Consider the following 14,486-nt stretch of genomic DNA (forward strand, 5'->3'; position numbering starts at 1 on the left):
CGCTGTGCGCCGTGGCCGATACTGGCCGGCATGGGAGTCCCGAGGTGACCCGGTCCCGCCGCCGGGGTGCGCTGCTCGTCATCCTGCTCGCGGTGGTGATCAACCTGCCGGTGGCCCACAGCGCCTGGACCGACCAGCGCGTCGAGGCCTCGGGCACCGACGTCACGGCCACGGTCGTCGACGACCGCGTCGTCGGGGGCGAGGAGAACTGGCTGTCCTTCACGTTCCCCACCGACGTCGACCCCGACCAGCAGACCTGGCAGGTCCAGGTCGACGAGGAGGCGTACGACGACGCGGTCGCCGCCGGCGAGCTCCAGGTGCGGGTCCTCGAGAGCCAGCCGTCGGCGTACCGCGTCGAGGGGCAGGTCGACAGCGCGGTGCCGCTCGTCGTCACGCTCGTCGCCGACGGCCTGCTGGTCGTGGTCGCGGTGCTCCTGTTCCGGTACGGCGGCCGCCGGCGCGCCACGCTGCGCGCGGTCGCCCTCGGGGACGTCGAGCGGTGCCCGCCGGCGGTGGTCCTCGAGCGGATCGGCGGCGAGGACTACCTCGTGCGCGGCGACGTGCTGGAGCTCGGCGAGGGGGTCGTGGTGCTCGACCTCGGCGACCGCACCCTGCGGGTCGACCTGGACGGGCACCACAACCCGGTCGGCTACCAGCAGCCGGCGCAGGTGCGCGTGCGGCTCATCGACTGACGCCGACCGGCTCCGCGACCTCGAACGTCTCGAACGTCTCGAACGCCTCGACCGGGTCGGCCGGGTCGTCGGCGCGTCGGGACAGCCCGGACACGAGCACCGCGACCATGAGCGTGGGGGCGAGGAGCACGAAGGCCATCAGCAGCACCTGGATGAGCTCGGCGATCGACATCTCGTCCTCCTCGGGATCGGGCTGGGGCGTGCAGTCCTGACGTTTCCGCCCGGCGGGCGGCCGAAACCCCGGGGCCGGCGTGTCCTCCGCAACACTCCCTCGTCGACGCTGCGCACATCGAAACCGGCGTGGGTGGGTAGTGCACCTGCATGACCCGCTTCTCCGCCGACACCCGGGCCGAGGCCGTCGTGGCCGCGCCGCGCGCCGAGATCTGGGCGGCGCTGACCGACCCGTCCCTGGTCGCCGAGCTCACGCCGTTCGTCCGCCGCATCACCGAGGACGGCGACCACTGGCGCTGGGAGATGTCCGGGCTCAAGGTGCTCGGGGTGGGCGTCGCGCCCGCGTTCACCGAGCGGATGTCCTACGACGAGCCGAGCCGGATCGACTTCCGCCACGACCCGCCCGCGGGCGCCACGGAGCGGTCGTCGGTCGAGGGCTGGTACGCGCTCGAGGAGGTCGAGGCGGGCACCCGGCTGACGACCTCGCTCGAGATCACCCTCGACCTGCCGCTGCCCCGCGCCTCGCGGCGGGCGGTCCGCCGGACGATGAGCAGCGTGATCGACCAGATGGGCGACCGGTTCGCCCGCAACCTGCTCGACCACCTGGGCGCCGAGGAGATCGCCGTCTGACGCGCCGACTCGGCGGTCCTGCGGGTGCAAGACACGCCGAGTCGGCAGTGCTGCCTCAGACCGCGCGCACCCGGAACCCGTGCAGCCGGTGGTGCCGGACCGCGTCCCGGTAGCGCGGCGCGATCCGGATGTGCACCCGTTCGCGGTCCCCGGCGCGCACCCGGTACGACGCCGTGCCGATGACCACGCGGCGTCCCGAGGACTGCGCGGTGAGCTGCAGCGTGCCCCGGCAGGAGCTGTCGCCGCACCGCACCGTCACCGACGCCCGGGCGCCGCTGGGGGCCACCTGGAGCGTCGCGGGCAGCGGCACCAGCTGGTCCCCGGTCCCCGCGCTGATGGTGGCCTGCACCGTGTCGGAGTCGCTGTTGTTGCTCGGGTCGGGGTCGTAGGTCGCCGACGCCACCGAGGCGGCGTTGGTGATCGTGACGTCCTCGTCGAGCGCGGGGCCGGTCCGGATCCCGATGCACTCGAGGTCCAAGGTGACGTCCACGTGCCCGCCGGTGGTGTTCAGCAGGCGGAAGTCGCGGTTGATCGGCTGCGGCTCGTTGCCGAGGCTGTAGACGCCCGGCGGCAGGTCGTAGGTCCCGACGACACCCTTGTAGCCGTCCGGGCAGGTGACCCGCTGGACGCTCTCGCCCTGCGGCAGCGAGACCGTGCGGACCACGTGCCGGAAGTCGAGCGCGTGGCGGTGCTGGGACGGCGGCGCCGGCAGCGTGCTGTCGCCGAGCTCACGCAGGCTCAGGGTGGCCTGGGCCGGCTCGTCGTTCTCGACCACGAACTTCCACCCGCCGGAGACCGGCTCGGACGCGACCAGCCGCGCGTCGCCGGACACCAGCGAGATGCCGGGGTCGATGGCGTGGTGGCCGCTGCTGACCGGGATCACGAAGCTGTGCCGGCCCGGCGTCATCAGGCCCGTGTCCTGGGTGAGGAGACCGCCGACGTCGAGGCCGTGCGAGTGCCCGGCCGTGACCTCGGTGTCGTGCGGCAGGCAGGTCCCGAACAGCTTGACCTGGGCCTGGCCGATGGTGTCGTTCCACACCCGGAACCGGTAGGTGCTCGGGCTGATCGAGCTCGCCTGGAGGACGTGGACGTCCGCCGCGGTGCCGGCGTCCTGGTCGACGTGCATCACCTCGACCGACCCGTCGGCGAGGTAGCCGCCGTTGGGGCAGGTCAGGTCGGACGTCGCGAAGTCACCGTCCTGGAGGGACAGGACCTGCTCGACCTTGGACACGGTCAGCTGGTGGGTGTGCTCGGGGACCGTCGTGTTCGACGGCGGCAGCCCGCCGACCTCGGTGCGCACCGTGATGGTCCGCGTCTCCCCGGACGGGATCGACGCGTAGGTGCAGGTGAGGGTCTGGCCCGCCTTCGTGCACGTCGGTGCACCCGGGGTGACCGACAGGAAGGTCGCGTGGTCGGGCAGGTGGTCGGTCACGACGGCGTTCTGCGCCGGCGACAGCCCGTGGTTAATCACGACGATCGTCCAGGTGATCACGTCGCCACCGACGGCCGTGGTGCGGTCGGCGTGCTTGGTGATCTCCAGGTCGGCGTACTTGATCACGGTCAGGGTGACCGTGTCGTTCGGCCCGTGGTAGTCCCGCCACGTCGTGCCCGGCGCTGCGGTGCGCTCCGAGGAGGGGGCACCGAAGTAGTCCGGGATCGAGGCCGTGTTCGTGATCTGGGCGTCCGGCTGCACGACTCCCGCCGCCTTGACCTGCGCGGTGTAGGTGAAGGTCACCGTCGCCCCCGGGGCGACCGGGCCGGGGACGACCCAGCGCAGGTCCGGGTCGGCGTCGGTCCAGCCGTCGACCAGGAACGACGCGCCACCCGTCTGCACGACGTTGGTCAGCTCGGAGTCCGGCTGGTCGGTGACGACGACGTCGTACGCCGGCCAGGTGCCGGTGTTGCGGAAGGTCACCGTGTAGGTGACGACCTCGCCCGGCTTGACCGTCGGGCCCTTGTCGGCCGACTTGTCGATGGTGAGCCTCGGCTCACGGACGTGGGTGACGGCGGTCGCCGGGCCGGCCGTGTCGTCGTTGGACCCGGGCACCGTCGTCGGGTCGGTCGTGACCTTGTCGGTGCGGTTGGTCTTGACCGAGGCCGAGTTCGTCAGCGACTGGCCGTCGAGCACCTGGGCGCCACCGTTGCGGTAGGTGTCGGCCACGTGGCCGTGCAGCACCAGGTCGTAGGTGCGGTTGGCGGCGGACGGGGCGAGGTCGCCGAGGTACCACGCGGCGACCAGCGTCCCGGCGCTCCCGTTCGCCACGGGCAGCGTCGCGATCGCCGGGTCGGTGCCCGGGCAGCCGGCGGTGCACGTCGCGGGGCCGTAGCCGTCGACGACCATGCCGTCGGGGACGGTGTCGACGACGGTGGTGTCGTAGTACCGCACCAGCTTCGGGACGGTGACGAGCACGTGCCAGGTGACGGCGGTGCCGATCGTGGTCGGGTCGGGCGTGACCGTCTTGGTGATCGACGGCAGGAGGACGCTCACGGTGTCGGTCGCGTGTGCCTTGTAGTCACCGGGGTTCGTCGCGGACGTCGAGGTCCGGACACCCGGCACCGAGCCGTCCAGGCTGCTCGTCGTCGCGTCGGCGGTGTTGGTGTAGGACCGTCCGCCGACCGGGTTGTGCTCGACGCGCACCTGGTAGCCGAGGGTCTTCGACGTGCCGGGGTCGAGCTTCGCCAGGGCCGGGGTCGTGGCCTTGGTCCAGGTGATCGTGCGCGTCGTGGCGTTCCAGATGCCGCCGTCGCCCGGCACCGTGCCGCCGTCGGCGACCGGGTTGCCGCCGCCGTCGACCGGGTCGGTCCCGGCGGGCAGGGTGTCGACCACGACGACGTCGTGCGCCGGCGAGAAGAACGTCGAGCTGCTGTCCGCGGCCGCCGACACCGTCAGCCCGAAGCTCAGGATCTGGTCGGCGGAGACGCGACCACCCGGCGTGTGGGTCTTGCTCAGGGAGATCTTCGGCTCGACCACCTTCGTCGAGACCGACCCCGACGGCGTCAGGACGTGACCGTCCTGGTCGGTGAAGGTGAGGACCGCGGTGTTCGGGATCGACGCCCCGCGGACGTTGGCGCCGACGTCGAGCACGGTGGTGCTGAAGTGCAGCACCAGGTCCACCGGGTGGCCCGTGGTGTTGCTCCACTGCGCCGGGAACGTCGCCTTCACGGTGCCGGCCGGGGACTCGGCGACCGTGATGGTGCCGGGCAGCGCGGCGCCGTCGAGGGTGCAGGCGACCTGGCAGATGCTGCCGGGCACCAGCTGCTGCTGGCTGTTGATCGTGTCGACGACCGTCGGGATCCCGTAGATCGTGGTGCCCTTCGGGATGGTCGTGGTGACCGTGTAGTCGATCCGCTCACCGATGGTGGCCTGGTCGGCCGCGGTGTTGCCGGTCTCGTCGACCGACGTGGCCCGGATCTTCACCACGGCGGCACCGGGGGTGTAGATGTCGGAGGGGTCCTCGGCCTTGACCGTGTTCGGCGTCAGGGTCGGGTCCTTGACGATCGGGTTGTCCGGCACCAGCAGGACGTGCTGGTCGTGGTTGCCGATGTAGGTGTACTCGATGACGCCGGCCCGGTTCACGAAGGTCTGGGCCGGGCTCACGCCGGCGGGCACGGTCACCTGGTAGGTGAGCGTCTTGCTCGCGGCCTTCGCGATGTCGATGCCGGTCCACTGGAGCCGTCCGGCGCTGCAGGTCCCGCCGTCGGAGATGCTGCCCCCGACCAGGTCGGCGCAGGTGATGCCAGCGGGCAGGACGTCCCATACCTTCGCGTCCCAGGCCTTGGCCAGCCCGTTGTTCGTGACGTCGATGCGGTAGGTGACGACGTCGCTGCCCTGGACCTCGACGTGGTCGTGGTCGGGGCCGTACGTCGGGCCGCTGTCGACCTGCTGCACGCCCTTGACTAGCGCCAGCTGCGGCATCTTGAGCTGGAAGTCCGTGCGGTCGCGCAGGGTGAAGGCGCTGCGGGGGGTGTTCTCGTAGGAGAACTTCTGGAGGTTGCCCTCGACGTCGCCGGAGTGGTGGCCGGCCGGCGGACCGACGGTCGTCTTGATCGTGACCTCGAAGACCTGGTGGCCGGTGTCGACGTCGTCGTTGCCGGCGCCGGTGCCGATGGGCCAGCTGAGGCGCCCCGCGGTGCTGGTGTCGATCGGACCGACGTACACCGTGTTGTTGCTCGTGGCCTGCCAGGAGCCGGCCACGTAGTCGATGCCCGACGGCAGGATGTCGAAGACGTCCTGGCTGAGCGTGTCCAGGTCGGCCGGGAAGTCCAGCCGGAGCTTCCAGCAGACGAAGTCGCCGGGGCCGTAGAGCGGCACCGTCTTGCCGTAGTCCGCCGCCGCGAGGTTGTTGCAGTTGCCCGAGGCGGGGTAGTTCGCGCCGACGGTCTTGAGGATCGTGGGACCGGTGGCGGCCTTGCCCGAGCCGGAGACGTCGTAGTCCGTGGTGCCGTCGGTCTCGTCGGCGTCGATCGGGGCGCCGGCGCCGGTGCAGTCCGGGTCCGCCGGTGCGCAGCGGATCCAGTCCTCGCCGTGGGTGTCGATGTCGTTGTGGACCGCGTCGCGCGACAGCACGGGGGTGCTGTTGGTGAAGTTCTCCTGGTAGTTGGCCCGGGTGCGGGTCCAGAAGGTGAGCTGGCGGGTGCCGTTCGGCTGGATCTTCGCCAGGGTCGGGAAGGTCGCCTTGGTCCACGTCATGTCGAAGGTGCCGTTGCCCTGCTCCTCGACCGTCGTGTACGGCGCGCTGGGGCCCTTGCCCGGGGCCGCGGCGCACTCGGCGTCCTGGGCGTTCGGGTTGTGGGTCAGGTTCAGCGTCGCGCTCAGCGGGCACAGCCCGTCGGGCGACACGTCGTGGATCACGAGGTCGGTGACGTAGCGGTACTCGGAGACCTGCACGTCGATCGTCCACTGGGTGACGTCACCCTGGTCGAGGCTGGGCAGGTTGTTCGACTTCTGGATCGCGATGTCCTCGGCCGTCCGCAGCAGCGTGCCCTCGTCGGACACCGAGAAGGGCGGCTTCACCGGTGACTGGTAGGTGCCGGTCGCGACGGCCCCGTTGAGCAGCGGCTGCTCGTCGTAGGTCTCCGGGCCGGAGTTGTTGTCCAGGTTCGAGGCCTGCGCACCTGTCGTCGCGGGGGTCGCGCCGCTCCACGTCATCGTGTTCTCGCGGATCGGAATGGCGGCCGCGTAGGTGAGGAGCCGCTCCTGGCTGGCGGCGAAGTTCCCCACGTTGTTCCAGCGCACGTGGGTGTAGACGCCGGCGGTGAGCGGGCCGGACCCGTCGGGGTCGGCGTTCACGGTCTCGACCAGGTCCGGCACGACGCAGTCCTCCGCGGCGGTCGGGTGGGTCACGACGATCGGCCCGGAGCCGGGGTACTCCTGCGCCGAGCCCGGGTTGGTCGGGGCGTCGGTCGTGTGGTCCGTGGTGCCCGCGCAGCCCAGGAACTCCAGCCCGGCCGGGAGCCAGTCGTCGACCTGGACGCCGTTGGTCGGGTTGACCTCGTTGTTGGTGAGCTTCAGCGTGTACACGACCTGCTGGTCGTGGACGCCGCGCGGGATCTCGCCCTCGGGGCTGGGCTCGCTCTTGCGGATCTGGATCGCGGTCAGCGCGGTGGTCGAGCTCAGGGTGTCGGAACCGGTGTAGGAGTCGGGCCCGGCCGTCGCGTTGCCGAGCGCGTCGAAGTCGGTCTCGTCGCGCGGGTCGGTGGAGATGTAGGCGCCCGAGTCGATCGCGAGCGTGTCGCCCACGTCGTACCTCGGCGTGCCGGCCGCGCTCGTGTCGTTGTAGTCCACCTGGAAGCTCAGCGTGTGCGAGGAGCTCGCGACGAGGTCGTCGACGTTGGGCCAGATCAGCGTGGTCTTGCCCGCGGTGGGGGCGTTGGTCAGGATCGTGGGCTCGCCGTCGTTGCCGGCCGACCCGGCGACGTACGTCGTCCCGGCGGGCAGGACGACCCGGTAGGCGAGGTTGTAGCCCTTCGGCTGGCCGGCGCCGAGCGCTGCCGTCAGGTCGACCGGCACGGTGCGCCCGTAGAGGACCGACGCGGCGGGTCCGCCGCTGAGGTCGAGGTCCGGTGTGCCGGCCGCCTGGGCCGGCGCGGCCGCGAGGGCGACACCGAGCAGGCCGAGCGTCGCGGCGACCAGGCCGAGCACGACGGTCTGTGCCAGCCCGGGCACTCGGTGAAGCGATCCGATCCCTGTCGTCCGGTGCGCGCGACTGCGACCCATGACGGCCCCCCAGCGGTCGTTGTGCCGTCCAGGACGGCGGTGAGGAAGTGGTCAGCCCGCTCCCCCGAGCGGGGGGCCAGCGGTCATCGTGTCAAGCGGACGCGCGGCGCGTGCAGGTTTTCCACAGGTACGTCGGAACTGGTCCACACCGGCTGCCCGCCGGCGCGGGTCCCGCTGCGACTTGGTAGTAACCGCGCAGCGGGGAGAGGCTGCCGACCATGCCCGCCACCACCTCGTCGTACTCCATCACCATGCGCCTGCACACCGCACCGGACCACGGCGTGGTCGGTCACGTGGCCACGGCGATCTCGGCGGCCGGCGGGATCGTGACCGCGATCGACGTGGCGGAGTCCAGCCACGTGCGCCTCGTCGTCGACGTGACCTGCTCGGCGAGCGACGCCGAGCACGCGGACGAGCTGCGGGTGGTCGTCGACGCGCTGGACGGCGTCGAGGTGCATCGCGTCAGCGACCGGACCTTCCTGCTGCACCTCGGCGGCAAGATCGAGGTGAGCTCCAAGGTCCCGCTGCGCACCCGCGACGACCTCTCGATGGCCTACACCCCCGGGGTGGGCCGGGTCAGCCAGGCGCTCGCCGACAGCCCCGAGGACATCGCGCGGCTGACGGTGAAGGGCAACTCGGTCGCGGTGGTCACCGACGGCTCGGCCGTGCTCGGCCTCGGCAACATCGGCCCCGGGGCCGCGCTGCCGGTGATGGAGGGCAAGGCCGCGCTGTTCAAGCGGTTCGCCGGCATCGACGCCTGGCCGATCTGCCTCGCCTCGCAGGACACCGACGAGATCGTCCGGGCGGTCGAGATGATCGCGCCCGGCTTCGGGGGCATCAACCTCGAGGACATCGCAGCGCCGCGCTGCTTCGAGATCGAGCGCCGGCTGCGGGCGAGCCTCGACATCCCGGTCTTCCACGACGACCAGCACGGCACCGCGATCGTCGTGCTCGCCGCGCTCACCAACGCGCTGCGCGTGGTCGGCAAGGAGCTGACCGCCGTGCGGATCGTCGTCTCCGGCGGTGGCGCGGCCGGCACCGCCATCGTCACCCTGCTGCTCGCCGCCGGCGTCACCGACGTCGTGGTCGTCGACCGCGAGGGCGCGCTGGCCGCCGACGACGAGTCGCTCTCGCCGGCCCACCGCCAGCTCGCGTCCGTGACCAACCCGCGCCGGGTCCGCGGCGACCTGCACACCGTCCTCACCGGCGCCGACGTATTCATCGGGGTCAGTGCACCCGGGGTGCTGCGGGCCGAGTGGATCCCGGACATGGCGCAGGACGCCGTGGTGTTCGCCCTGGCCAACCCCGACCCCGAGGTCGACCCGGCCGAGGCGGACAAGTACGCCGCGGTGGTCGCCAGCGGCCGCTCGGACTACCCCAACCAGATCAACAACGTGCTGGCGTTCCCCGGGGTGTTCCGTGGCCTGCTCGACGCCCGTGCCCACGAGGTCACGGTCGACATGCTGCTGCGGGCGGCCGAGGCGATCGCGCTCGTCGTCAAGGACGACGAGCTCAACCCCAACTTCATCATCCCGACGGTGTTCCACCCCGATGTGCCGCACGCGGTCGCTGCGGCGATCCGAGGGTCGGAGCACCCGACTCGCTGACCGGTGCCCCCCCGGGCACCGACGGCCACCAGAACCGGTCGCCGAGCTTCAGGGCCAGGGCCGGCACCAGCAGCGTCCGCACCACCAGGGTGTCGAGCAGCACGCCGATGCAGATGACGGTGCCCAGCTGCGCCAGGACGACGAGCGGCAGCACGCCGAGCACCGCGAACACGGCGGCGAGCAGGATGCCGGCGCTCGTGATCACCCCGCCGGTGGCGGCCAGGGCGCGCAGCATCCCCTGGCGCGAGCCGGCGGCCGGCGTCTCCTCCCGGGCCCGGGTCACGAGGAAGATGTTGTAGTCGACGCCGAGCGCGACCAGGAACAGGAACGCCAGCAGCGGCACCCCGCTGTCCATCGCGTCGAAGCCGAGCAGGCCGGTGAAGACCCACCAGGACGCGCCCATCGCGGCGACGTAGGTCGCCACCACCGTCAGCACCAGCAGGACGGGGGCGACCACCGAGCGGAGCAGCAGGAGCAGGGCGCCGAGCACCAGGACCAGGATCAGCGGCACGATCACGCGCAGGTCGCGGGCGTTGGCGGCCTCCTCGTCGATCGACTGCGCCGCCGAGCCCGTGACGTGGGTGTCGTCGTAGGACGCCAGCGCGTCGCGCAGGTCCTCGATCGAGCCCGACGAGGTCCCGGAGCCGGTGAACACGGTGTCGATCACGGTCACGCCGCCACCGGACTGGCTGACGGTCGCCGACTCCACGCCCGGGGTGGCCTCGATGGTGGCGACCACCTGGTCGGCGTCGTCGGTGGTGACGACCTGGGTCGGGTCGGCGACACCGGCGGGGAACGACTCGGCCAGCCGCGTGGAGGCGGTGATCGCCTCGGGGGTGTCGAGGAACTGGTCGGACTGGTCCAGCCCCAGGTTGATGAACCCCACGCCGGAGGCGAGCAGGGCGAGCAGCACGAGGGTGCCGGCGACGACCCCGCCGGGCCGGCGCGCGACCCGGTCGCCGATGCGGTGCCAGATGGTGTCGGACTCGCTCGCGGCCGGCTCGCCCACGTGCGGCACCCGCGGCCAGAACACCCAGCGGCCGAAGAGCACCAGCGTCGCCGGCAGGACGACCAGGGCGAACGCGGCGGCCACCACGATCCCGACGGCACACGCGAAGCCCAGTCCCCGCGTGCTCGGGAAGACCGAGAGCAGGAGCGTCAGCAGGCCGAGCACGACGGTGGTCGCGCTCGCCAGCACCGCCTCGGCGGTACGACGCAGCGCGGCCGCCATGGCGACGTACCGGGACTCCTCGCGGCGCAGCTCGTCGCGGTAGCGCGAGATGAGCAGCAGGGCGTAGTCGGTGCCCGCACCGAAGACCAGCACGGAGAGGATGCCGGTCGTCGACTCGTCCCAGGCCATGTCCAGGCCGGCCATCAGCTGGGTGGCGGCGACGGCCGCGAACCGGTCGGCGACGCCGACGACGACGAGCGGGATCACCCACAGCACCGGGCTGCGGTAGGTGATGACGAGCAGGAACGCCACCACCAGGGCGGTCGCGAGCAGCAACCGGGTGTTGGCGCCGTCGAAGACCGCCGCGAGGTCGGCCTCGATCGCCGCGGGTCCGGTGACCTGCGCGGTGACGCCGTCGGGCGCGAGCTCGTCGGCCTGGGCGCGGAGGTCGCCGACCTCGGCGCTGACCTCGGTCGCGCCGGCGTCGGGCACCGCGACCACCGCGATCGCGGCGGTGCCGTCCTCGGAGGGCAGCACCTGCTGCCCGGCGGCGCCGAGCTCGCCGGCGGCCTGCTGGAGGCCGCGCAGCTGGGCGCGGTCGAGCGTGCCCTGGTCGGCGGTGAAGAGGACGACCGCCGCGGTGGTGGTCTCGTCGGGGAGCTCGTCGAGCAGCGCCGTGCCCGCCGTGCTGTCGTAACCCGCCGGCAGGCTGTCGGTGCTCAGCTGGGTGTGCTTCCCCTCGCCGGCCCCGGTCATCACGGCGATGGCCACCAGCAGCGGGACGAGGGCGACCGCCCAGGCCGTGCGGCGTCCGGTGATGAGACCGACGACCCTGCCCACGAATGAGCGGTCCGGCGTCGCGGGCATGAGAACCTCCGGGGGAGACGACGTACTATTGCTAACTAGATTAGACATCAAGTGGGTGAATCAAAATGGCGGACCCCTCCGTGCCGGCCGGACCGGCCAGCGAGTTCGCCGACTCCTGGCAGCAGACGGGCAGCCTGCTCGCGCTGCGCGAGGTCGTCGAGGCGGCCAACCGGGTGCGGCACCTGATCGCCCGGCGCGCGGGTCTGACCGAGACCGACCTGCTCGCCATGGAGCACCTGCTGCGCGAGCCGGCCGGCCCCGGCGAGCTCGCCCGTCACCTCGACGTGACGACCGCGGCCGCGACCGGCCTGGTGGACCGGCTCGTCGGCCGCGGCCACGCCGAGCGGCGCCCGCACGACCGGGACCGGCGCCGGACGACGGTCGAGGTGACCGCGTCGGGGCGCGAGGAGGTGCTCGCGCACCTGCTGCCGATGTTCGTGGCGCTCGACCGGCTGGACGCCTCCTTCACCGACGACGAGCGCGCGGTGGTCGAGCGCTACCTCCGCGGTGCGATCGACGCGTTCGCCGCTGTCGAGGCGCAGCCGCGCGGATGACCGGGACCCGCCCCGCTCCCCTCAGTCGTCGTGCAGCACCCCGCCGCCCTCGCTGGCGTAGAGCGCGGCGCCGACGACCCCGGCCTTGTTGAGCAAGGTGGCGGGGACGATCTCGGTGTCGATGTCGACGAGCGGGAGGAACTGGTCGCTCTCCTTGCTCACCCCGCCGCCGACGACGAACAGCTCGGGGGAGAACAGTCGCTCGAGCGTGCGGTAGTAGGTGGTCAGCCGCTTGGCCCAGTGGTGCCAGGAGAGGTCGTCGCGCTCGCGGGCGCTGTTGGCCGCGCGCGACTCGGCGTCGTGCCCGTCGATCTCGAGGTGGCCGAGCTCGGAGTTCGGCACCAGGACGCCGTCGTACACCATCGCCGAGCCGATCCCGGTGCCGAGGGTGGTCACGATCACCAGGCCGGACCGGCCCTTCGCGGCGCCGTACCGGACCTCGGCGAGGCCGGCCGCGTCCGCGTCGTTCACCACGTGCACCTCGCGGCCGGTGGCGTCGGTGAAGACCCGGTCGGCGTCGGTTCCCACCCACGACTTGTCGATGTTCGCGGCCGAGTGCACGACCCCGTGGCGCACGACGCCGGGGACCGTCACGCCGACGGCGCCGTGGCAGTCGGGGAACTGCGCCAGCAGGTCGGCGAAGACCTCGGCGACGTTCTTCGGCGTCGACTTCTCCGGCGTGCGGATGCGCACCCGCTCCGCCGCGAACTCACCGGTGTCGAGGTCGACGGGCGCCCCCTTGATGCCCGTCCCGCCGAAGTCGATCCCGAACGGCTGCTCCGTGGTGGTCATTGCGCGACCTTAGTCGGCGGGGCTGCTCGCAGCCGAGCCCTTCGCGGCGGACTTCTTGGCCGTCTTCCTCGCGGCCCGCTTCGCTCCCTCCGCGGGAGCGGCCTTCGCGGGAGCGCCCTCCCCACCCGCCGTCGCGCGCTTCGCGGAGGACGTCCGCTTGCGCGGCTGCCGCTGGGTCCGCAGCCGGACCCGCGGCTGGCCGCCCTCGGGGTGGTCGAGGTCGAGGTAGTCCTGCGCACCGGCGAGCGCGCCGAGCCGGGGGAACCCGTAGTGGCGCGGGTCGAAGGCGGCATGGGTCTTCCCCAGGTAGGTGCCGACGGCTCCCAGCGGCGCCCACCCGTCGTCCTGGGCGGTGCTGCGCACCGCCGCCTCGAGGATCGTGCGCAGGTCCGGGAGCGAGTCGCCCTCGGCGTCCGCGTCCCGCTCGCCGTCGGCCTCGTCCTCGTCGCGCAGCACCTCGAGGAAGATGAACTTGTCGCAGGCCGCCTGGAGCGAGGCCGGCGTCTTGCGCTGGCCGAGGCCGTAGACCGTCTTGCCGGACTCGCGCAGCCGGGTCGCGAGCCGGGTGAAGTCGGAGTCGCTGGAGACCAGCGCGAACGCGTCGAGGCTGCCGGAGTAGAGCAGGTCCATCGCGTCGATGATGAGGGCCGAGTCGGTCGAGTTCTTGCCGACGGTGTTGGCGAACTGCTGGATCGGCTGGATCGCGTGCCGCGCCAGCTCGCCCTTCCAGCCGCTGAGCTGCTGTGTCGTCCAGTCGCCGTAGGCGCGCTTGACGGTCGGCACGCCGTACCGGGCGAGCTCGGCGAGCAGCGCCGCGGAGTGCGAGGAGGAGACGTTGTCAGCGTCGATGAGGACGGCGAGACGGACGGTGGCGGGCTCGGTCACCTCCCACTCCTACCACTGCCGACCCCGGTCGACGCGTAATCGGGATGCCCCACGCCGACGGAGGTGCCACGCTCGCCGGGTGCCCACCGAGCTTCCCCTGGACCGTCACCTCGACGGTCTGCGCTGCGCGATGGTCGCGTTCGTGCGGTACGCCGACCGCGCCGGCCCGACCGCGCCGGTGCCGACCTGCCCGGACTGGACCGTGCTCGACCTGGTCGCGCACCAGGGGATGGTGCACCGGTGGGCGGCGGCCCTCCTGCGCGGGCAGCAGGACGTGGACGCGGACGCGCTCGAGGCGCAGGGCCGGGCGGAGCCGGACCCGCTCGCGTGGCTGCTGGCCGGCGCTGCCGACCTCGCCGGGGTGCTCGACCGGGCCGCGCCCGACACGCGGGCACCGGTCTTCCTCCGGGACGCACCCGCGCCCCGGGAGTTCTGGGCCCGGCGGCAGTGCCACGAGACCACGGTGCACGCCGCGGACGCGCTGTCCGCGGCGCTCGGCCGGCTGCCGGTCCCGGCCGACACCTGGATCGACGACGACGTGGCGGTGGACGGGATCGACGAGCTGCTCGGCGGCTTCCTGACCCGCCCGCGCTCGCAGCTGCGGTGCGACGACGACGCCGTCCTCGTGGTCGCGCCGGACGACGCGGTCGACTGGTGGCGGGTCCGGCTGGGACCGCGGCCGGCCGTGACCGAGCGGCTGACCGGGCCGCGCCACGGCCTGGACGACGCGGACTGGGTGCTCGGCGGGTCGGCCGTCGACCTCTACCTGTCGCTGTGGAACCGCACCGGCAGCCCGGTCCTCGGGGACGGCTGGCGGGAGCGGGCCGCCATCACCTGGTCGTGAGCCGGGCACCGATGACTGCGCGGCCGCCGCCGGGTCTGCCCTGGCGCGCTGGGATC

The 14,486-nt window shown here is 72.5% G+C and carries 10 protein-coding genes; 5 read left to right on the forward strand and 5 right to left on the reverse strand.

The features are described 5' to 3' along the window. Nucleotides 1-44 precede the first annotated feature (44 nt). Nucleotides 45-692: a hypothetical protein gene (locus ACILQ5_RS11575; protein WP_395658149.1), complete on the forward strand. Its 648-nt coding sequence runs from the start codon at nt 45-47 to the stop codon at nt 690-692. Here the strand turns inward: ACILQ5_RS11575 and ACILQ5_RS11580 are convergent. Next, nucleotides 682-864, reverse strand: a complete 183-nt coding sequence (locus ACILQ5_RS11580; RefSeq protein ID WP_395658150.1) for a hypothetical protein — start codon at nt 862-864, stop codon at nt 682-684. The two genes, ACILQ5_RS11575 and ACILQ5_RS11580, sit on opposite strands and share 11 nt — an antisense overlap. A gap of 149 nt (nt 865-1,013) precedes the next feature. Between ACILQ5_RS11580 and ACILQ5_RS11585 the strand changes: the two genes are divergently transcribed. Further along, the gene (locus tag ACILQ5_RS11585; RefSeq protein WP_395658151.1) at nt 1,014-1,493 is read left to right on the forward strand and encodes a CoxG family protein; all 480 of its coding nucleotides are present in this window, start codon (nt 1,014-1,016) and stop codon (nt 1,491-1,493) included. A gap of 55 nt (nt 1,494-1,548) precedes the next feature. Here ACILQ5_RS11585 and ACILQ5_RS11590 read toward each other — a convergent pair whose 3' ends face one another. Further along, complete coding sequence (locus ACILQ5_RS11590; protein WP_395658152.1) at nt 1,549-7,659, reverse strand: isopeptide-forming domain-containing fimbrial protein; 6,111 nt, start codon at nt 7,657-7,659, stop codon at nt 1,549-1,551. A 269-nt stretch (nt 7,660-7,928) separates the two neighbouring features. Here ACILQ5_RS11590 and ACILQ5_RS11595 point away from each other — a divergent pair, with 269 nt between their 5' ends. Next, the gene (locus tag ACILQ5_RS11595) at nt 7,929-9,317 is read left to right on the forward strand and encodes an NAD-dependent malic enzyme (protein ID WP_395658153.1); all 1,389 of its coding nucleotides are present in this window, start codon (nt 7,929-7,931) and stop codon (nt 9,315-9,317) included. On the opposite strand, the gene ACILQ5_RS11600 is transcribed toward ACILQ5_RS11595, so the two are convergent. After that, a complete protein-coding gene (locus tag ACILQ5_RS11600) occupies nt 9,238-11,328 on the reverse strand; it encodes an MMPL family transporter (RefSeq protein ID WP_395658154.1) in 2,091 nt (696 codons plus the stop codon). The two genes, ACILQ5_RS11595 and ACILQ5_RS11600, sit on opposite strands and share 80 nt — an antisense overlap. A 92-nt stretch (nt 11,329-11,420) precedes the next feature. Here ACILQ5_RS11600 and ACILQ5_RS11605 point away from each other — a divergent pair, with 92 nt between their 5' ends. Beyond that, nucleotides 11,421-11,909 carry a MarR family winged helix-turn-helix transcriptional regulator gene (locus ACILQ5_RS11605; protein ID WP_395658155.1) on the forward strand — a complete coding sequence of 163 codons (489 nt, stop codon included), beginning with the start codon at nt 11,421-11,423 and terminating at the stop codon, nt 11,907-11,909. Nucleotides 11,910-11,930: 21 nt separating this feature from the next. On the opposite strand, the gene ppgK is transcribed toward ACILQ5_RS11605, so the two are convergent. Both ppgK and ACILQ5_RS11615 read right to left on the reverse strand, forming a co-directional pair. Beyond that, on the reverse strand, nt 11,931-12,701 hold the full coding sequence (gene ppgK, locus ACILQ5_RS11610) for a polyphosphate--glucose phosphotransferase (protein WP_395658156.1): 771 nt from the start codon (nt 12,699-12,701) through the stop codon (nt 11,931-11,933). A gap of 9 nt (nt 12,702-12,710) precedes the next feature. Continuing rightward, on the reverse strand, nt 12,711-13,586 hold the full coding sequence (locus ACILQ5_RS11615) for an NYN domain-containing protein (RefSeq protein ID WP_395658157.1): 876 nt from the start codon (nt 13,584-13,586) through the stop codon (nt 12,711-12,713). A 79-nt stretch (nt 13,587-13,665) separates the two neighbouring features. On the opposite strand from ACILQ5_RS11615, the gene ACILQ5_RS11620 reads away from it, so the two are divergent. After that, a complete protein-coding gene (locus tag ACILQ5_RS11620; protein WP_395658158.1) occupies nt 13,666-14,430 on the forward strand; it encodes a maleylpyruvate isomerase family mycothiol-dependent enzyme in 765 nt (254 codons plus the stop codon). Nucleotides 14,431-14,486: the final 56 nt, after the last annotated feature.

The sequence above is a fragment of the Nocardioides sp. genome (genome assembly GCF_044226305.1).
Lineage (GTDB): Bacteria > Actinomycetota > Actinomycetes > Propionibacteriales > Nocardioidaceae > Nocardioides.